The following is a 17,200-nucleotide window of genomic DNA, read 5'->3' as shown; positions in this document are numbered from 1 at the left end:
TCGCCCTCAGACCTGGGCGTGTGCCAGTGCCAGTGCCCGGGCATTTTGCAAACGTCGGGTGAGCGTCGCCACGCTCACCACCAGAATTGCGCAAAGGCTGATGACCATGGCCATCGGCATGGCGCTGCCATCGTGTAAAACACCCACCAGCGCTGCTGCCCCGGCGGCGACGCTGAATTGCAGGCATCCGAGCATCGCCGACGCACTGCCGGCGCGAGCGCCCTGTCCGCTCATGGCGCAAGCCGAGGCGTTGGGGAGGATGCAACCGAGGCTGGCAATGCAGATAAATAGCGGAATTAGCAACGGCCATAACTGCACGGTGTGCAACGAACTGACGGCCAGCAGCGCCAGACCCGCGCCGAGGTAGATCCACACGGTGCGCGCCAGCAGAAACGCCGGGCCACGCTTGGCCAGCAGTCGCGCATTCACCTGCGCCACCAGAATGAATCCCGCCGCATTGGTACCGAACAGCCAGCCGAAATGCTCGGCGGGTACGCCATAAAGCTTGATGAAGACGAACGGTGAACCGGCGATGTAGGCGAACATCCCGGCGATGGCGATGCCACCGGTCAAGGCGTGGCCAAGGAACAACGGATCCGACAACAGTCGACCGTACTGACGCAACGCGCCGGACAACGGTTGACGCGGCACATGGGCCGGCAGACTTTCCGGCAGCCCGAGCGCCACGGTCAACCCTGCCAGCGCACTGAAACCGGTTAACACGAGAAAAATCGACTGCCAACCCGTGGTGTTGACCAACAGCCCACCGAGCATTGGCGCAAGAATCGGCGCCAGGCCCATCACCAGCATCAACTGCGAAAATACCTTCGCCGAACCCACCGCATCGCATTTATCGCTGACCACCGCTCGCGCGATTACCATCCCCGCGCACCCACCCAGCGCCTGAATGAAACGTGCGCCAATCAGCCATTCGAGATTCGGCGCATAGGCACACGCCAGGGAGGCTGCGGTGAACAGGCCGACGCCGGTCAGCAAGGGAATGCGTCGCCCGAAGCGATCCGCCACCGGGCCGTAAGCCAGCTGACCGATGGACAAGCCCAGGAAATACGCCGCCAGGGTCAGCTGAACGTGTTTTTCATCGGTGCCGAAGGCGAGCGCCATCGCCGGGAAGGCCGGCAGATAGAAATCGATTGCCAGCGGACCGAAGGCGCTCAAGGTGCCAAGAATCAAAATGGTACGGAAGTTCATCAGGCATCCAGTTGGACAGGGGTCGGCAGCCCCACAGTCTAGCCGCGCATGGACGCCTTGAACACTCCGTTAGGTTGCTAACTAATAAAACCCCTCAAGCAACTGATACCTGTGGGAGCGAGCTTGCTCGCGGTGGTGCGGTGGAACATTCAACATCTCAGTGACTGTTCTACCGCTATCGCGAGCAAGCTCGGCTCCTACAAAAATCGCTTCAGGAGACTTTCGCCTCGTAGCCTTCTTCGGTGATCACCGCGATCACTTGATCCGTTGTCAATGCACTGTCGACGCCAACTTCTTTCGCCGCCAGATCGATAAGCACGCTGGCCCCAGGATCCTTGGCTTGCAGCGCCTGAGTGATGGCTTTGATGCAGTGATCGCAGGACATGCCTTGAACGGTGAACACTTGCATGGGATGACTCCTTGAGTGAGGTTGCGTGCAGTCTCGAGCTTGCCACCATGGCAAGGTCAAGTTCTGAAGTGAGCTGCCGGGCTGGCAATCGGCGTCGCGCTCGGCCAAGCTGCGTCCATCAATGACTCGACATCAGGAGATTCAGCCATGCGCTGGTCAGCTCTCAGCCTGTTTGGCTTTCTCAGTCTTTTCGCCGTCGCGCCCTCGGTCAATGCGGCCGGGGAGGATTACGGCGTGCTGATCATTTCCCGCGAGCGCCTGGAAGTCTCGACCAACTGCGAAATCGGCGTGTATCTCCAGGATCAATTGTCGGCGCGGTTATTCCAGGAACAAAGCACCTCGTTCAACCTGCCGCCAGGCGATGTGTCCCTGCGCCTGAAAGTGCTGCCGGGTCAGGCGCCGGGGTGCAACCCGGGCATGCTGGCTCCCGGTTCGCAGATCATCACGCTCAAGGCCGGTGACGTGCTGAAGTTCCGGATTGCGATGACGCAGGAAGGGATGTACCTCAAGCCCACAGCCCTCGATTACTGATTCCTTTCCGCTGATCGTTCCCACGCTCTGCGTGGGAATGCAGCCCGGGACGCTCCGCGTCCCAAGAGCGGACGCAGAGCGTCCATTGAGGCATTCCCACGCGGAGCGTGGGAACGATCAATTGTTGATTGGCGCTTGACCTTGCCCGTATGGCAAGGTTGATCCTGTAGTCATCTTCTACTGGGAGCGTGACCGATGTCCGAATCCACCACTTTCGATCTGCCGATTGCCGGCATGACCTGCGCCAGTTGCGCCGGGCGTGTCGAGCGTGCCTTGAGCAAAGTCATCGGCGCCTCTGCCGTCAGCGTCAACCTGGCCACCGAACAGGCCCGGGTTCAAGCGCCCAGTGACAGCCTGCCGGCGTTGATGGATGCGGTGCAGCAGGCCGGTTACAGCGTGCCGCAGCAGAGCCTGGAACTGAGCATCGACGGCATGACCTGCGCCTCCTGCGTCGGCCGGGTCGAACGAGCGCTGGCCAAGGTGCCAGGGGTCAAGAGCGTCAGCGTCAACCTGGCCAACGAACGCGCACACCTTGAGCTGCTCGGTCAGATCGATGCACAAACCTTGATCGCTGCCGTGATCAAGGCTGGCTACAGCGCCAGTGTCTGGGAAGTTGAACACCCACAAACCGACCATCAGCAACAACGCCTGCACCGCGAGCGCTGGGCCTTGATCATGGCGATCGCCCTCGCCTCGCCGTTGGTGCTGCCGATGCTGCTGCAACCGTTCGATGTGCATTGGATGCTTCCTGCCTGGGTGCAATTCGCATTGGCCACGCCGGTGCAATTCATCTTCGGTGCGCGGTTTTATGTGGCCGCCTGGAAAGCGGTGCGCGCCGGTACCGGCAACATGGATTTGCTGGTCGCGTTGGGCACCAGCGCCGGTTATGGCTTGAGTCTCTATGAATGGGCCACCGCCGCCGGGCGCATGCCGCACCTTTATTTCGAAGCCTCGGCGGTGGTGATTGCCTTGGTGCTGCTGGGCAAGTACCTGGAAAGCCGCGCCAAACGCCAGACTGCCAGTGCCATCCGCGCCCTCGAAGCCTTGCGCCCGGAACGGGCGATTCAGGTTGTCGATGGTCGCGAGCAGGACGTCGCCATCAGCGCCTTGCGGCTCAATGATCTGGTGATGGTCAAACCCGGTGAACGCTTCCCGGTGGACGGCGAAGTGGTCGAAGGCCAGAGCCACGCCGACGAAGCGCTGATCAGCGGCGAAAGCCTGCCGGTGCCCAAACATCCCGGCGACAAGGTCACTGGCGGTGCGATCAATGGCGAAGGCCGGTTGCTCGTTCGCACCCTGGCCTTGGGCGCGGAAACCGTGCTGGCGCGCATCATTCGTCTGGTCGAAGACGCCCAGGCTGCAAAAGCGCCGATCCAGAAACTGGTGGATAAAGTCAGTCAGGTGTTTGTCCCTACGGTTCTGCTCATTGCGTTAGCAACCTTGATCGGTTGGTGGTTGTACGGCGCACCGATGGAAACGGCGCTGATCAATGCCGTGGCGGTATTGGTGATCGCTTGCCCGTGCGCCCTGGGGTTGGCCACGCCAACGGCAATCATGGCCGGCACCGGTGTGGCGGCGCGCTACGGGATTCTGATCAAGGACGCCGAAGCGCTGGAGCGCGCCCATGAAGTCAGCGCGGTGGTCTTCGACAAGACTGGCACGCTGACTTCGGGTACTCCGCGCATCGCTCATTTGAGCGCAATCAACAGTGACGAAGCGGCGTTGCTGAAAATGGCCGGTGCCCTGCAACGCGGCAGTGAACATCCGCTGGCCAAGGCGGTTCTGGACGCTTGCGCCGAACGCAGCTTGACGGTGGCCGATGTCACCGACAGCCAGTCCCTGACCGGCCGTGGCATCGCGGGCACGCTCGACGGTCGTCGATTGGCGCTGGGCAATCGTCGTCTGTTGGAAGAGAGCGGCTTGAGCGCAGGTGAATGGGCTGACTGCGCCACCGCGTGGGAAACCGAAGGCCGGACCCTGTCCTGGCTGATCGAGCAAAGTCCCGAACGACGTGTGCTGGGCCTCTTCGCTTTCGGTGACACGCTCAAACCCGGCGCGCTACAAGCCGTGCAACAACTTAGCGCACGGAACATCAGCAGCCACCTGCTGACCGGCGACAATCGCGGCAGTGCCAAAGTGGTTGCCGAGGCGCTGGGCATCAAGGATGTCCACGCCGAAGTGCTGCCAGCCGACAAAGCGGCCACCGTCGCCACACTTAAGAAAACCGGCGTGGTAGCGATGGTCGGCGACGGCATCAACGACGCACCGGCCTTGGCCGCCGCAGACATCGGCATCGCCATGGGCGGTGGTACCGACGTTGCGATGCACGCGGCCGGGATCACCCTGATGCGCGGCGACCCACGGTTGGTGCCGGCGGCGCTGGAGATCAGTCGCAAGACCTACGCGAAAATTCGTCAGAACCTGTTCTGGGCCTTCGTCTACAACCTGATCGGTATTCCGCTGGCAGCGTTCGGCTTTCTCAACCCGGTGCTGGCCGGTGCGGCCATGGCGTTGTCGAGCGTCAGCGTGGTGAGCAATGCGTTACTGTTGAAAACCTGGAAACCCAAGGATCTGGAGGACACTCAATGAACATCGGCCAAGCGGCCCGCCAGAGCGGCCTGAGCGCGAAGATGATTCGTTATTACGAATCCATCGGCTTGCTCAAAGCCGCCCATCGTACCGACAGCGGTTACCGGGTATACGGCGACGACGACCTGCATACCCTGGCGTTCATCAAGCGTTCCCGGGACCTGGGGTTCTCACTGGAAGAAGTCGGCAAACTGCTGACCCTCTGGCAGGACCGCCAAAGAGCCAGCGCCGACGTGAAGGCGCTGGCCCGTCAGCACATCGAAGCGCTGGACCAGAAAATCCGCGAACTCGGCCAACTGCGCGACACCTTGCAGGACCTGGTCGAACACTGCCACGGTGATCACCGTCCCGACTGCCCGATCCTCAAGAACCTGGAGTCGGGCTGTTGCGCCCAACCCGTACGCCCCTGATTGCCAGCCCCTTCACCACCCACAAAGTGGTGAGGGGAATCCCGTGGAACAACAGCACCACGGCACCCGGCGTCCACCACGAATAGAACGGCGCCGCGACCAGCATGCCAACGCCGAACCCGGTCATTTGCAGCAGGGTCAGGAAGCTGAAGATCGGCAGGCGCAGGCTGTCCGGTTCACGCTGCAGACGCGACATCAGGCCGACTTCCGAGAAACCGTCGCCGATGCCCGCCGGCAGCGAGAACAGCAGCAGCCCGTAAAGGGTCTGCTGCTGAAACATCAGGATAAAGCCGCAGGACATCAGCAACACACCCAAGAAAAATCGTCGCTCGAGGTTCACGTTGTCCGAGCCTTTCAGCCGACTGGCGATGCGCGCACCGATGAGTTTTCCGCTGGCCCAGACCGCCAGCATCAGACCCAGCGTGGCGCTGGCCGACTCGGGCGTCAGCAGTTTGGAAATGATCGGAAAACCCACGTTGTGCGCAGCACTGCCAAGGGTGTCGGCCATGGCCACCGCGAGCATCGCCGCCACCACCGGTGTGCTGCGCAGGCCCTGGAGCAGGGCCGACCATCCGCCCCGTTCGTGGGAGGGTTCGGCGCTGGGCGCAGGTTGTGAAAAGCGCAGCGGCAAGATGAACAACGCGGCCAGCAGATAAGTGACCACGTTCAATGCAAACACCGTTTCAAAGCCGAATGCCGCCACTAAAAGCCCCGACACCAGACTTCCACCGACCATTGCTGCCGAGGAGGCCGAAGTGATCCAGGCGTTGGTCTTGAGCAGGTGTTCGTTTTCGATCAAGTGTGGCAACTGGCTGTTGAGGCCGATGGCGAACATCGAATTACCGAATCCCAGACCGAACGCAATTAACGGTAAAAGCAGTACGTGTTGGGCGACCGGCAGCACCAGGAGCAGGCCCAGCAGCCCGGCGCGCAACAGGTCGAAGGCAATCAGCGGCAGGCGCCCGACCCAGTGGCGATAGAAAGCGGTGCCGATCAGGCTGGCGAAAATCCCTCCACCCACACGACTGGCGAGAAAGATCCCGACGCTCATGGCGCTGTTGCTGAGCAGGTAGACGTAGGTGGCCAGGGCAACCATGTTGAGGAAGGCGCCGAAGTCAGAGATCAGACGGGCGGTGATGATCAGTTGGGCGTTGCGGGTGGAGTTCACAATCAATCCTTGAGTGTGGGAGGGTTCCTGCAAGGGTTACGCGTTCGACAAAAAACCCGGCCGAAGCCGGGTTTCTCATCAACCAATCACTGCATCCAAGGCGGAGGCGGCTCTTCGGTTTTGCCCGGTGGTGCATCATCTGCCGCACGCACCGCTTGCTTGCGCTCTTCATCCAGGCGTGCCGCTTCGATCTCGCGCATGATCCCGCCAACGTCGGCCAACTCTTCCGGCTCGTCGAACTCGCCGGTCAAGACGCTGGCCGGGTGCAAGGTGCCGGCTTCGAACAACGCCCACATTTCCTTGGCGTACTTGGTCTTTTTCAACTCCGGCGCAAACCGCCCGAAGTACGACGCCATGTTGCCAACATCCCGCTCCAGCATGCTGAACGCGTGGTTGTTGCCCGCCGCGTCCACCGCTTGCGGCAGGTCGATGATCACCGGGCCAGTCGGGGTCAGCAGAACGTTGAACTCCGACAGGTCGCCGTGCACCAGACCGGTGCACAACATCAGCACGATCTGCGAAATCAGGAACGCGTGGTATTCGCGCGCCTGATCCGGTTCCAGCACCACGTCGTTCAAACGCGGCGCGGCATCACCGTACTCGTCGGCCACCAGTTCCATCAGCAGCACGCCTTCAAGGAAGTCGTAAGGCTGAGGGACCCGAACGCCAGCACCGGCCAGACGGAACAGCGCCGCCACTTCGGCATTCTGCCAGGCGTCTTCGGTTTCTTTCTTGCCGAACTTGGAGCCCTTGGCCATCGCTCGAGCCTGACGGCTGTTGCGCACCTTGCGGCCTTCCTGATACTCGGCCGCCTGACGGAAACTGCGTTTATTCGCCTCCTTGTAGACCTTCGCGCAACGTAACTCGTTGCCGCAGCGCACCACATAAACAGCTGCTTCTTTACCACTCATGAGTGGGCGCAGCACCTCGTCGACCAGACCGTCCTCGATCAGGGGTTCAATGCGTTTTGGAGTCTTCATCAGCTTTTATTGGGGGTCCTTTATTACCAAACACGCGAAAGTCATTCGTTATACGGCAATCCACTCATTCCGGGGAGGGGTTGCCGACCTATGAACGTTCCCATCGACATCAAGAAGCACACAATGTGCCGGATTAATCAGGCAAACCCGACCCTCGTCATCGGCCGCCTCAGATCATAGCTGAACCAGCGTCACGTGTTGCGGTAGGGCTTGGAGGGTTTTTGCGACAGAAGTTGACACCTCGATTCATACCCTCCGTAGGATTTTTCTTAATAGGCCTCAATTTCCGCCTCCATCTGCCGAAGTCATCAATGACAAAGTGATTTGTCCGACAATCGTTCTGCCAATAATCCGCGAGTCATCTGCACTGCGTGGGCCAACAAGAAAAATCTGGAGCGCGGATGAACATCAAACAGAAGTTGACCTGGGCGTTTGCAATCATCGCCTGCTTGCCGGTGGTGCTGGTCGCTACCCTCGTTGTGATGAACTTGCGCAGTGATGCCAAGGACAATTTCGTCGACGGCAGTGGTCGCGAAATTCGTCAGGTCAGCAACGCCATGCAACTGTTCTTTGACGGCATCAGCCAGAACGTGGATTACCTGGCGACCCAACCGCTGATCAAGAACTCCGACGACAGCCTCAAGACCTACATGAGCGCCAACGCCGAGAGCATTCCCCAAGGCGAGATGGACAAAAAGGTCTTCGGCCTCCTTCAGGACCTGGGTAACAGCCATCCGTCGTACGCCTATGCCATTCTCGGCACCGCGGCGGGCGGATATGTGTCCTGGCCGGACGATGCGAAGCTGAGCAATTACGACCCGCGTCAGCGCCCGTGGTACAAGGCTGCCCAGGCCAAACCGGGCAAGCCGTTCCGTACTGAGGCCTACTACTGGGCTCAGGATGACGCGACCTACGTCAGTACCGTGCGCACCGTCGACAACAAATTGGGTACCCATGGCGGCGTGGTCAGCATCGACGTGACGCTCAAGCAGCTCACCGAAATCGTCAAACAGATCAAGCTCGGTGAAACCGGCTACCTGATGCTTTTGGAAAACACTGGTACCGTGCTGGTCGATCCGAAGCAACCGGAACACAACTTTAAAGCGCTGAGCAGCCTCGGCGACGGCTACGCGCAACTGGCCAAGGCCGGCAAAGGGCTGGTGGAAGTCGAGTTGAACGGCGAACGCTACATGGCCAACGTCTGGCCGTCGGAGCAACTGGGCTGGACCTTTATCGGCCTTATCAAGCAAACCGACGTGATGAGTTCGGCCACTCAACTGACCTGGTTGATTGCGATCATCGCCGCCGTGCTGGCCGTGTTCTTCGCCATCGTCGGCGCCAGTTTCGCCAGCCTCATCGTGCGGCCGATCCGCAGCGTGGCCAGCGGTCTGGAAGGCATCGCCCAAGGTGAAGGCGACCTGACCAAGAACCTGCAAATCCGTGGCAGTGACGAAACCGCTCAACTGGCCAACTGGTTCAACCAGTTTTTGGCAGCGATTCGCAACCTGATTCAGAGCATTGGCGGCGCCGCGAACAAGATCCTCGCCACCTCCAAGAGTTCGACCCAGGTCTCCAGCGACATGGCTGAAGCGGCCGGGCGTCAGCGTGAAGCGGTGGACATGGTCTCCACGGCGTTCCACGAAATGGTCGCCACCGCCAACGAAGTCGCGCGCTCTTGCAGCCAGGCTGCGGAATCGGCCGACAGCGGCCAGCGCCAAGCGCGCGAAGGTCAGCAGCAGATTGATGCGGCAGTGACCAGCGTTGATCGCTTGAGCCAGGAAATCGAACAGTCGGCCCAGTCGATGCAACAGCTTGAGCGCGACAGCAACGACATTCAGTCAATCCTCGGGACCATTCGCTCGATTGCCGAACAGACCAACCTGCTGGCGCTGAATGCGGCCATCGAAGCGGCACGGGCCGGTGAACAGGGTCGTGGTTTTGCGGTGGTCGCCGATGAAGTTCGGGCACTGGCCAAACGCACCGCCGATTCCACGGCAGAAATCGACGGTTTGCTGGGCAACCTCGCCAAGCGCACCAGTCAGGTGACTCAGCAAATGCACGCCAGCCTGGAAGTGTCCCAGCAATCGGTGACGCGGATCGGTGAAGCACGCAGCAGCTTCGGGCTGATTCGCGAATCGGTCGACGTGATCCGCGATATGAACACCCAGATCGCTACCGCCGCGGAAGAACAGCACCAAGTGGCTGAAGACATCAACCGGCACATCAGCCAGATTCATGGTGATGCGCAGTTGGTGGCGGAGCTGGCGAACTCGGCGCGGGTGGATTCGCAGAGTTTGGCGGGGTTGTCGAATGAGTTGGATGGGTTGGTTCGGCGGTTCAGAACCTGATTCAGAACTCCGGGCCGCGCGCGGCCAATCGCGAGCAGGCTCGCGAAGAGGCCGTCACTGCTTGAATAACTCTCCCGGGGTGAACCCAAACAGGCTTTTGAACGCCGCAATAAACGCCGAAGTCGAGTCATACCCGCAAGACAGCGCGGCATTGGTCACGCTGTCCCTCTCCTCCAGCAAACTCAACGACGACAGCAATCGCATTCGCTGGCGCCACCCTCGAAAGCTCAACCCGGTTTCACGTTGAAAGAGCCGCATCAAGGTTTTCTCCGAGGTGCCCAACCGCTCGGCCCACTCCTGCAAGGTCACGTTCCGCTCCGGACTTTCAATCAGCTCATTGCACAACCCCAGCAAGCGTTCATGGCGCGGCAACGGAAGCGAGAAGCCGACTTCCGGCAGATGCGCCAACTGATCCAGCAACACGCCGACCAGCCGCGATTCCTGGCTGTCGCCCTGTGGATAATCAACCGGCAGCAAACAAAAACGCTTGATCAGCTCCCGGGCCAAAGGCGTCACTTCCAGCACCCGGCAGCGCCCGTCTGCCCACTCACAATCCTCGCGGCGTACATAGAGGCTGCGCATTTCGGCGCGCATCGAGGTCACCACCTGGTGTTCGAGATCCGCCGGAATCCAGATCCCCCACTGCGGCGGCGCAAAGAAACTGCCTTCGGCGGTGTGCACGCCGAGAACGCCGCTGATCGCGTAGGAAAACTGCACCCAATCGTGTCGATGAGGCGGCGTCCATGAACCGGCGCTGAGGCTTTCCGCACGGGCATAGAGCGGACGCGGCAACGCCGTCAGCGTCGGAATCGTCCGTTCAAGGGAAAGTTGTCCGTTAGTCGGCATTGATTGGCCTTATGTCGCAAGACGGCTGATGAGGCCGACGTTAGGCTAAGTCACCAATTCTTACAAATGTATTCGGTGCCGGTTATGCATACCTTTAAACACCTCAAACGCGTGGTCACCGACTGGTTCTTGTGCGGCATGTTGATCGCCACGCTGCTGTCGTATTTCTTCCCGACCTTCGGCGCTACCGGTGGCGGAATGCACGCTGAATACGTGATCAATATCGGTGTGTTCCTGGTGTTCTTCCTGCACGGGGTCAACCTGTCCAGCGAGCAGATCACTCACGGTCTGAAAAACTGGAAGCTGCACATGATGGTTCAGGGGTTCACCTTCGCCGTGTTTCCGCTGATCTGGCTGCTCAGTGACACGCTGTTGGGCTCGCACATTCCATCGCTGCTCATGCTCGGTTTCTTGTACCTCTGCGCCCTGCCCTCGACCATCTCCTCGTCCGTGGCCCTGACCGGCAGCGCGGGCGGCAACGTACCGGCGGCCATTCTCAATGCGAGCCTGTCCAGCGTGCTGGGGATTTTTCTGACGCCGTTGCTGGTGAGTTTCGTGGTCGGCAGCGGCGCTGGCGGCATCGATCTGGGCGCAACCCTGCTCGACCTCTGCGCCCTGTTGCTGTTGCCACTGGTGCTTGGTCAATTGCTGCGGCCGTTCTTCGGCAAGTTCTTCGCCCGCCACAAACGCTACACCAACATTGCCGACAAGCTGGTGATTCTGTTGTTGGTCTACGCGGCGTTCTGCAATTCGATGGTCTCGGGGATGTGGCAGCAACAGGGCAACAGCGTGATTCTCAGCGCGCTGATCGGCAGCGCGATCCTGCTGGCGATCATCCTGTGGATGACCACCCGCACCGCTCGCGCGTTGAAATTCAGCCCGGCCGATGAAATCGCAGCAGTGTTTTGCGCCAGCAAAAAATCCCTGGCCGCCGGTGCGCCAATGGCGGCGCTGATCTTCGGCGCCGACCCGGGCCTTGGGCTGATCCTGCTGCCGATCATGATCTATCACCCGTTGCAGCTGATCGTCTGCTCGGTCATGGCCGAGCGCTACGCCAACCGCAACCGGCAGCTGACGGCGCAACAAAACGCTGCGATCCTCAGCGCTCAATAATCGCCGTCACGCCTTGGCCACCGGCGGCGCAGATCGAGATCAACCCTCGGCCCTGCCCCGCTGCATCCAGCAACTTCGCCAGGCTAGCGACAATGCGTGCGCCGGTAGCGGCAAACGGATGCCCGGCAGCCAGTGAACTGCCTTTGACGTTGAGGCGGCTGCGGTCGATGGAACCCAGCGGCGCATCGAGGCTGAGACGGGTTTTGCAATAGTCCGGATCCTCCCAGGCCTTCAGCGTGCAGAGCACCTGCGCGGCGAAGGCCTCGTGGATTTCGTAGTAATCGAAGTCCTGCAAGGTCAAGCCATTGCGCGCCAGCAAACGCGGCACCGCATACACCGGTGCCATCAACAGCCCTTCGGCACCGTTGACGAAATCCACCGCCGCCGCCTCGCCATCGCGCAAATACGCGAGGATCGGTAGGCCACGCTCCTTGGCCCATTCTTCACTGCCCAGCAGCACCAGCGAGGCGCCATCAGTGAGCGGCGTCGAGTTGCCCGCCGTCAAAGTGCCTTTGGCGCTTTTTTCGAACGCGGGTTTGAGTGAGGCGAGTTTTTCCAGGGTCAGGTCCGGGCGCAGGTTGTTGTCGCGGGTCAGGTTGAGGAACGGCGTCATCAAATCGTTGTGCCAGCCTTCGGTGTAGGACGCGGCCATTTTCTGGTGACTTTCCAACGCCAGTTGGTCCTGTTCGGCGCGCGGAATGTTCCAGGTCTGGGCCATCAACTCGCAGTGCTCGCCCATGGACAGGCCGGTGCGCTGTTCGCTGATACTTGGCAGTTCCGGGATCAGATGACGGGGGCGCAGTTGCAGGAAAGTTTTCAGTTTGTCAGCGGTGGTCTTGGCGCTATTGGCTTGCAGAAGGATTTTGCGCAGGCCTTCATTGACGCCAATTGGCGCGTCGGAGGTAGTGTCGACGCCGCCGGCAATACCGCACTCGATCTGGCCTAGGGCAATCTTGTTCGCGACCAGCAAAGCCGCTTCAAGACCCGTGCCGCAGGCCTGCTGGACGTCATAAGCCGGGGTAGCGGGTGACAACCGCGAGCCGAGCACGCACTCGCGTGTCAGGTTCATGTCCCGCGGCAGCTTGAGGACGGCACCGGTGACCACTTCGCCCATGCGCAAACCGTGCAGGTTGTAGCGTTCGATCAAGCCTTCGAGCGCGGCGGTGAGCATCGCCTGGTTACTGGCGGTGGCGTACGCCCCGTTGGAACGGGCGAAGGGAATACGGTTACCACCAATAATCGCAACGCGGCGCAGCTGAGTCATGAAAAGCTCCCTATTCTGTGAAGGCTATAACCCACAAGCGTAGGCCTTATCTCGTGGATCGAACGACTAAACGCCATTCGTGGTCCACACTTTGAATCCCAGCTGCTGGAGCGCGTTCCATGTCTGACCGCTATATCGACTTCGCCAATTCATCCATCGGCCATCGTTTGGTCGGGGCCCTGGGTCTGCCGTCACCGGTACGGCTGGAGCGCTGGCAAGCTGGCCGGCTGCGCCCTGTTGAAGGGGCGCTGTTGATAGGCGGTGGCCCGCTGGCGGAACAGGTCAGTGCCTTCGCCAACCGCCTGACCGACGCGATTTTCAGCTACGGCACCGAGCCTTCACTGGCCACCGCGTGGATTCCCGGCCACGGCCCCAAACTCAAAGCCGTGGTGTTCGACGCCAGTGACCTGGTGCAGACCGATCAACTCAAACAGCTGCGCGAGTTCTTCCAGCCGTTGATTAAAAACCTCGATCACAGCGCGCACCTGGTGATTCTGGGGCGCGCGCCGCAGACCTTGAGCGATCCGTTCGCCGCCAGCGCCCAGCGTGCGGTGGAAGGCTTCAGCCGGTCGCTGGCCAAGGAACTGCGCAACGGCGGCACCTTGCAGTTGATTTATGTCGGGGAAGGTGCGGAGGATCAACTGGAAGGCCCACTAAGGTTTTTCCTCTCGCCCAAAAGTGCGTTCGTTTCCGGGCAAGTGATTCGCTTGAACGCCTGCGACACGCCAGTGACGGACTGGACTCGTCCACTGTCCGGCCGCAAGGCGCTGGTGACGGGGGCAGCACGTGGCATCGGCGCCTCCATCGCCGAAACGCTGGCCCGCGACGGCGCCGACGTGATCCTGCTCGACGTGCCACCGGCCAAAACCGACCTCGAAGCCCTCGCCGCACGCCTCGGCGGGCGCAGCATTACCCTGGACATTTGCGCCGCAGACGCCGCCGCGCAGTTGATCGAGCAACTGCCCGACGGCATCGACATCGTGGTGCACAACGCCGGCATCACGCGGGATAAAACCCTGGCCAACATGACCCCGGAATTCTGGGACGCGGTGCTGGCGGTCAACCTCAATGCGCCGCAAGTGCTGACCAAAGCACTGCTCGACAATGGCACCCTGCATGACAACGGCCGGGTGATCCTGCTGGCGTCCATCAGCGGCATCGCCGGCAATCGCGGGCAAACCAATTACGCAGCGAGCAAGGCCGGGCTGATCGGTCTGGCTCAAGCCTGGGCGCCGCTGCTGAATGAACGCGGCATCAGCATCAACGCAGTAGCGCCGGGGTTCATCGAAACCCAAATGACGGCGCACGTGCCGTTTGCCTTACGTGAAGCCGGGCGACGCATGAGTTCGTTGGGTCAGGGCGGCTCGCCGCAAGACGTTGCCGAAGCGGTGGCGTGGCTGGCTCAACCGGGAACCGGCGCGTTTACCGGGCAAGCGCTGCGAGTGTGCGGGCAAAGTGTTTTGGGGGCTTAGGCATGATCATCGATTGGCACACACTCAACCGCGAACCGAGCCTGCCGGCGTTGTACGTGCGGGCAGCGACGCGACGCAAAGTCACCGGCACCACCCTGCCCGACTCGGGTTTACGCTGTTGGGTCAATGTCGATTCGAAGCGTCTGGCGGCCTATCGCAACGTCTGCGGTTTTGCCGACAACGGCCTGCTGCCGCCCACGTATCCACACCTCCTGGCGTTCGCGTTGCAGATGCAATTGCTGACGGCCAAGGAATTTCCGTTCCCGCTGCTGGGGTTGATTCACCTGAGCAACCGCATTCGCATCTTGCGTCCAATGGGCGGCGTGAATCGCGTGCGGGTCAGCGTGCAGGTGCAAAACCTTCAGCCACATGAAAAGGGTGCGACGTTCGATCTGGTGACGACGCTCGACGATCAGTTGGGGCCGCTGTGGGAAGCGCAAAGCCAGATGTTATGCCGCGGGGTCAAACTCGAAGGCCAGCCCATCGAAGAAGTGTTGGCATCGACGCTGGAGATGTCGCAAGTGGCCCGCTGGAAAGCGCCCTCGGACATTGGCCGGCAGTACGCCAAAGTGTCCGGCGACTACAACCCGATTCACCTGAGTGCCGTCAGCGCCAAACTCTTCGGTTTTCCTGCAGCCATCGCCCATGGGTTGTGGAACAAGGCACGTACGCTGGCGGCGTTAAGCGAGCATCTGCCGGCGGCGAATGTCGAGATTGCGGTGCAGTTCAGGAAACCGGTGCGGTTACCCAGTGAGGTGACATTGCTGGCCAGTGCGGCGGGGGCCAGTGGGGATCTGCGGTTGGTGGGCGCAGGCGATTTGGAGCATATGGTCGGGCATTGGCGGCCTGTTCCCTGATCGCTCGGCAGTGGATGTAGACCCTCAAAAAGTCAGGTCCCAACGAGTCCCGCTTGAGGCTGCGGAAACAGATTATTAAGCGTCTCCAACAACCGCACGTGATAAATCGGCTTGCGAAACAGGTCCAGCACCTGCAACCGCAACATGTCACTGACATCCTCCATATCCGCATGCCCCGACGTCACGATCACCGGCAAATGCTGCCGGGACGTATGTTCACGCAACCGCTTGATCAACGACATGCCACTCTCCTCCGGCATCCGCAGGTCCGTAATCACCAATGCAATATCGGGATTGCGCGTCAGATGATGCAGCGCGAGTTTGACCGAGGTCGCGGTAAAACAAGTGAACCCCTCGCCCTCCAGCAACTCCGCCAGCTCCAACAACGCGTCCTCCTCATCATCGACCAGTAGAAGCTGTTGGCGTGGGAGTGTGGGAGAGTTCATGGGCAACACCTGCAATGGACTAAGCGCTGACGTTAGAAGCCCTTTGCGGGATTGGCAAGTAGCTGACCATTGACAGCAGGCAGGTCAAAGCGCGCCTTGGATAGTGGTAAACATGGTGGTGATAAGCCCGGAGATCGGCGTCACAAACGCCGCTATAGCGATTGCCACCATGCCCGCAATAATGGCGTATTCGATACCCGAAGCACCTTCGGTATCTTTCGCCAGGCCTTTGTAAAAAGCGATTTCGGATTTGATCTTCTGCGCAAGCTTGGAAATGGACATGGCGTTTCTCCTGGACGACGACGGGTGTTGCACGACCGCAACATGATTCGCCTTTGCCAGCATCAGCATTGTCGGCATTCCCCGTACCCACAACTGTAAGAACGAATTATCACTAAAGTATTAGTTGTTTCGTTGACGCCAAAAACTGCACGTTTTCGCCCTGACTACTTACTTTCGTTAGTTATTTTCAGACCAGTAATGGCGTTTCGCTCTAGCTGAGCTACCTTCAAATAGCGAAATAGTTCCATGTTCATAGCTGCCTGATTGCGAAGTTGTCTCGTTGGATGTGACGGGGTCTTAAGCAGCAGGAAAGGGAGAGCCGTCATGAACAGCCGTATCACTCTGGGCCTGGCCGGTTTGTTTTTGGTGGGCGCCATCATTGCCGGTTACTGGGGCCTCACACTCAGCCGTCAACCGGCACCCGAGCCTGTTGTGCAATCCAGCGTTGTCGCGCCCGCGGCCGCGGCCCCGACACCTGCGTCGGTGGAGGACACCACCCGCCAACCCGTGGTGGTACTCCTGCATGACGTGCCGCCGTTCGTGTCGATTACTGCCGCCGACGTTGCCCTGGAAAAACTCCGCACCGCCCCCGCCGGCAGCTTGACCCGCCTCGATCAAGCGATTGGCCGTACGCCCTGGCGCGCCCTCACTGCCGGCAGCTGGCTCAATGATGAAAGCTTCGAAGCCGGCGGCAGACTGGCACGGATGATTCGTCCGGATGAACGCGCCCTCGCCGTCGCGGTGGATGAAGTGATCAATGCCGGTGGGCAATTGACACCGGGGGACTATGTCGATGTGCTGCTGTTTCTGCGCATGGACAACAACAACCTTCAGCCGTCGGCTCAACTGGTGGTGCCGGCCTTGCGGGTACTCGGGGTGGGCGAACAGATGGGGTTGACCAACGACGGTCAACCCGCAAGCCCGGCCCGCAGCAACGAAGAAAAACTCAGGCAGGAACAATCGCGCGCCAGCGCCCGCAACGTCTTGCTTGCCGTCCCCGAACAACTATTGAGTCGCCTGATGTTGGCGGCCCAGGCCGGCGTGTTGCGCCTGGCCGTACGCAGCGCCGATGAGAAACGTCTGGCTCGTTACTGGGCCGGCGAAAGCGATTCATCGGCCAACCTCGCCAGTGCCAACCGCGAGTTGATCCAGTTCAGCCAACTGGCCATGACGCCCCCACCCAAACCTGTCGCCACGAGCGGCGGCACAGCACCGCGCAAATCGAGCGTGGAAGTCATCCGCGGCAATGAAATCACCCAACAAATTCCCTGAGTCG

General features: G+C 60.7%; 16 protein-coding genes and 1 pseudogene. 9 read left to right on the top strand and 8 right to left on the bottom strand.

Translation table 11 applies throughout. The annotated features are described in order from the left end of the window. Positions 1 to 6: 6 nt before the first annotated feature. On the bottom strand, positions 7 to 1,209 hold the full coding sequence (locus ACYZT3_RS04410) for a multidrug effflux MFS transporter (RefSeq protein ID WP_282376844.1): 1,203 nt from the start codon (positions 1,207 to 1,209) through the stop codon (positions 7 to 9). A gap of 211 nt (positions 1,210 to 1,420) precedes the next feature. Continuing rightward, positions 1,421 to 1,618 carry a heavy-metal-associated domain-containing protein gene (locus ACYZT3_RS04405; protein ID WP_282376843.1) on the bottom strand — a complete coding sequence of 66 codons (198 nt, stop codon included), beginning with the start codon at positions 1,616 to 1,618 and terminating at the stop codon, positions 1,421 to 1,423. A 147-nt stretch (positions 1,619 to 1,765) separates the two neighbouring features. Here ACYZT3_RS04405 and ACYZT3_RS04400 point away from each other — a divergent pair, with 147 nt between their 5' ends. The 3 genes from ACYZT3_RS04400 to cueR all read left to right on the top strand — a co-directional run bounded on the left by ACYZT3_RS04400 (position 1,766) and on the right by cueR (position 5,148). Beyond that, positions 1,766 to 2,149, top strand: coding sequence for a hypothetical protein (locus tag ACYZT3_RS04400; protein WP_462031590.1), 384 nt, complete (start codon positions 1,766 to 1,768; stop codon positions 2,147 to 2,149). Positions 2,150 to 2,344: 195 nt separating this feature from the next. Then, the gene (locus ACYZT3_RS04395) at positions 2,345 to 4,738 is read left to right on the top strand and encodes a heavy metal translocating P-type ATPase (protein WP_282376841.1); all 2,394 of its coding nucleotides are present in this window, start codon (positions 2,345 to 2,347) and stop codon (positions 4,736 to 4,738) included. Next, a complete protein-coding gene (gene cueR, locus ACYZT3_RS04390) occupies positions 4,735 to 5,148 on the top strand; it encodes a Cu(I)-responsive transcriptional regulator (protein ID WP_282376840.1) in 414 nt (137 codons plus the stop codon). The genes ACYZT3_RS04395 and cueR overlap by 4 nt, the downstream gene beginning before the upstream one ends. On the opposite strand, the gene ACYZT3_RS04385 is transcribed toward cueR, so the two are convergent. Together ACYZT3_RS04385 and ACYZT3_RS04380 are read right to left on the bottom strand one after the other, a co-directional pair. Further along, positions 5,102 to 6,316, bottom strand: a complete 1,215-nt coding sequence (locus tag ACYZT3_RS04385) for an MFS transporter (protein ID WP_462031589.1) — start codon at positions 6,314 to 6,316, stop codon at positions 5,102 to 5,104. The genes cueR and ACYZT3_RS04385 overlap by 47 nt on opposite strands. 86 nt (positions 6,317 to 6,402) lie before the next feature. Further along, positions 6,403 to 7,296, bottom strand: a complete 894-nt coding sequence (locus tag ACYZT3_RS04380) for a PA4780 family RIO1-like protein kinase (protein WP_123369234.1) — start codon at positions 7,294 to 7,296, stop codon at positions 6,403 to 6,405. 401 nt (positions 7,297 to 7,697) lie between these two features. Here ACYZT3_RS04380 and ACYZT3_RS04375 point away from each other — a divergent pair. Together ACYZT3_RS04375 and ACYZT3_RS04370 are read left to right on the top strand one after the other, a co-directional pair. Next, a pseudogene (locus tag ACYZT3_RS04375) lies at positions 7,698 to 8,786 on the top strand (cache domain-containing protein); the annotation flags it as partial. Between the two features lie 90 nt (positions 8,787 to 8,876). Then, positions 8,877 to 9,644: a methyl-accepting chemotaxis protein gene (locus ACYZT3_RS04370; RefSeq protein WP_462032336.1), complete on the top strand. Its 768-nt coding sequence runs from the start codon at positions 8,877 to 8,879 to the stop codon at positions 9,642 to 9,644. A 54-nt stretch (positions 9,645 to 9,698) separates the two neighbouring features. Here ACYZT3_RS04370 and ACYZT3_RS04365 read toward each other — a convergent pair whose 3' ends face one another. Then, entirely contained in the window at positions 9,699 to 10,490 is a 792-nt protein-coding gene (locus tag ACYZT3_RS04365; RefSeq protein ID WP_282376835.1) for an AraC family transcriptional regulator, read from the bottom strand. Positions 10,491 to 10,574: 84 nt separating this feature from the next. Here ACYZT3_RS04365 and ACYZT3_RS04360 point away from each other — a divergent pair, with 84 nt between their 5' ends. Then, positions 10,575 to 11,603 carry a bile acid:sodium symporter family protein gene (locus ACYZT3_RS04360; protein ID WP_282376833.1) on the top strand — a complete coding sequence of 343 codons (1,029 nt, stop codon included), beginning with the start codon at positions 10,575 to 10,577 and terminating at the stop codon, positions 11,601 to 11,603. Here the strand turns inward: ACYZT3_RS04360 and ACYZT3_RS04355 are convergent. Further along, positions 11,590 to 12,867, bottom strand: a complete 1,278-nt coding sequence (locus tag ACYZT3_RS04355) for an acetyl-CoA C-acetyltransferase (RefSeq protein ID WP_282376832.1) — start codon at positions 12,865 to 12,867, stop codon at positions 11,590 to 11,592. The two genes, ACYZT3_RS04360 and ACYZT3_RS04355, sit on opposite strands and share 14 nt — an antisense overlap. Positions 12,868 to 12,986: 119 nt before the next feature. On the opposite strand from ACYZT3_RS04355, the gene ACYZT3_RS04350 reads away from it, so the two are divergent. Further along, entirely contained in the window at positions 12,987 to 14,339 is a 1,353-nt protein-coding gene (locus ACYZT3_RS04350) for a 3-oxoacyl-ACP reductase (RefSeq protein ID WP_462031588.1), read from the top strand. 2 nt (positions 14,340 to 14,341) lie between these two features. Next, on the top strand, positions 14,342 to 15,196 hold the full coding sequence (locus ACYZT3_RS04345) for a MaoC family dehydratase (protein ID WP_282376830.1): 855 nt from the start codon (positions 14,342 to 14,344) through the stop codon (positions 15,194 to 15,196). 32 nt (positions 15,197 to 15,228) lie between these two features. Here ACYZT3_RS04345 and ACYZT3_RS04340 read toward each other — a convergent pair whose 3' ends face one another. Next, entirely contained in the window at positions 15,229 to 15,642 is a 414-nt protein-coding gene (locus ACYZT3_RS04340) for a response regulator (protein ID WP_282376829.1), read from the bottom strand. A gap of 84 nt (positions 15,643 to 15,726) precedes the next feature. Beyond that, positions 15,727 to 15,924, bottom strand: coding sequence for a Flp family type IVb pilin (locus tag ACYZT3_RS04335; protein ID WP_282376828.1), 198 nt, complete (start codon positions 15,922 to 15,924; stop codon positions 15,727 to 15,729). A gap of 324 nt (positions 15,925 to 16,248) precedes the next feature. Between ACYZT3_RS04335 and cpaB the strand changes: the two genes are divergently transcribed. Beyond that, entirely contained in the window at positions 16,249 to 17,196 is a 948-nt protein-coding gene (gene cpaB, locus ACYZT3_RS04330) for a Flp pilus assembly protein CpaB (RefSeq protein ID WP_282376827.1), read from the top strand. Positions 17,197 to 17,200 lie beyond the last annotated feature (4 nt).

It is taken from the genome of Pseudomonas sp. MDT1-16 (assembly GCF_054898115.1).
This window is presented reverse-complemented; position numbering and strand designations above follow the sequence as displayed.

Bases quoted from the DNA above. Each gene is read 5' to 3' on its own strand.
- ACYZT3_RS04410 (WP_282376844.1), bottom strand. From the start codon at position 1,209: ATGAACTTCCGTACCATTTTGATTCTTGGCACCTTGAGCGCCTTCGGT.
- ACYZT3_RS04405 (WP_282376843.1), bottom strand. From the start codon at position 1,618: ATGCAAGTGTTCACCGTTCAAGGCATGTCCTGCGATCACTGCATCAAA.
- ACYZT3_RS04400 (WP_462031590.1), top strand. From the start codon at position 1,766: ATGCGCTGGTCAGCTCTCAGCCTGTTTGGCTTTCTCAGTCTTTTCGCC.
- ACYZT3_RS04395 (WP_282376841.1), top strand. From the start codon at position 2,345: ATGTCCGAATCCACCACTTTCGATCTGCCGATTGCCGGCATGACCTGC.
- cueR (WP_282376840.1), top strand. From the start codon at position 4,735: ATGAACATCGGCCAAGCGGCCCGCCAGAGCGGCCTGAGCGCGAAGATG.
- ACYZT3_RS04380 (WP_123369234.1), bottom strand. From the start codon at position 7,296: ATGAAGACTCCAAAACGCATTGAACCCCTGATCGAGGACGGTCTGGTC.
- ACYZT3_RS04370 (WP_462032336.1), top strand. From the start codon at position 8,877: ATGGCTGAAGCGGCCGGGCGTCAGCGTGAAGCGGTGGACATGGTCTCC.
- ACYZT3_RS04365 (WP_282376835.1), bottom strand. From the start codon at position 10,490: ATGCCGACTAACGGACAACTTTCCCTTGAACGGACGATTCCGACGCTG.
- ACYZT3_RS04360 (WP_282376833.1), top strand. From the start codon at position 10,575: ATGCATACCTTTAAACACCTCAAACGCGTGGTCACCGACTGGTTCTTG.
- ACYZT3_RS04355 (WP_282376832.1), bottom strand. From the start codon at position 12,867: ATGACTCAGCTGCGCCGCGTTGCGATTATTGGTGGTAACCGTATTCCC.
- ACYZT3_RS04350 (WP_462031588.1), top strand. From the start codon at position 12,987: ATGTCTGACCGCTATATCGACTTCGCCAATTCATCCATCGGCCATCGT.
- ACYZT3_RS04345 (WP_282376830.1), top strand. From the start codon at position 14,342: ATGATCATCGATTGGCACACACTCAACCGCGAACCGAGCCTGCCGGCG.
- ACYZT3_RS04340 (WP_282376829.1), bottom strand. From the start codon at position 15,642: ATGAACTCTCCCACACTCCCACGCCAACAGCTTCTACTGGTCGATGAT.
- ACYZT3_RS04335 (WP_282376828.1), bottom strand. From the start codon at position 15,924: ATGTCCATTTCCAAGCTTGCGCAGAAGATCAAATCCGAAATCGCTTTT.
- cpaB (WP_282376827.1), top strand. From the start codon at position 16,249: ATGAACAGCCGTATCACTCTGGGCCTGGCCGGTTTGTTTTTGGTGGGC.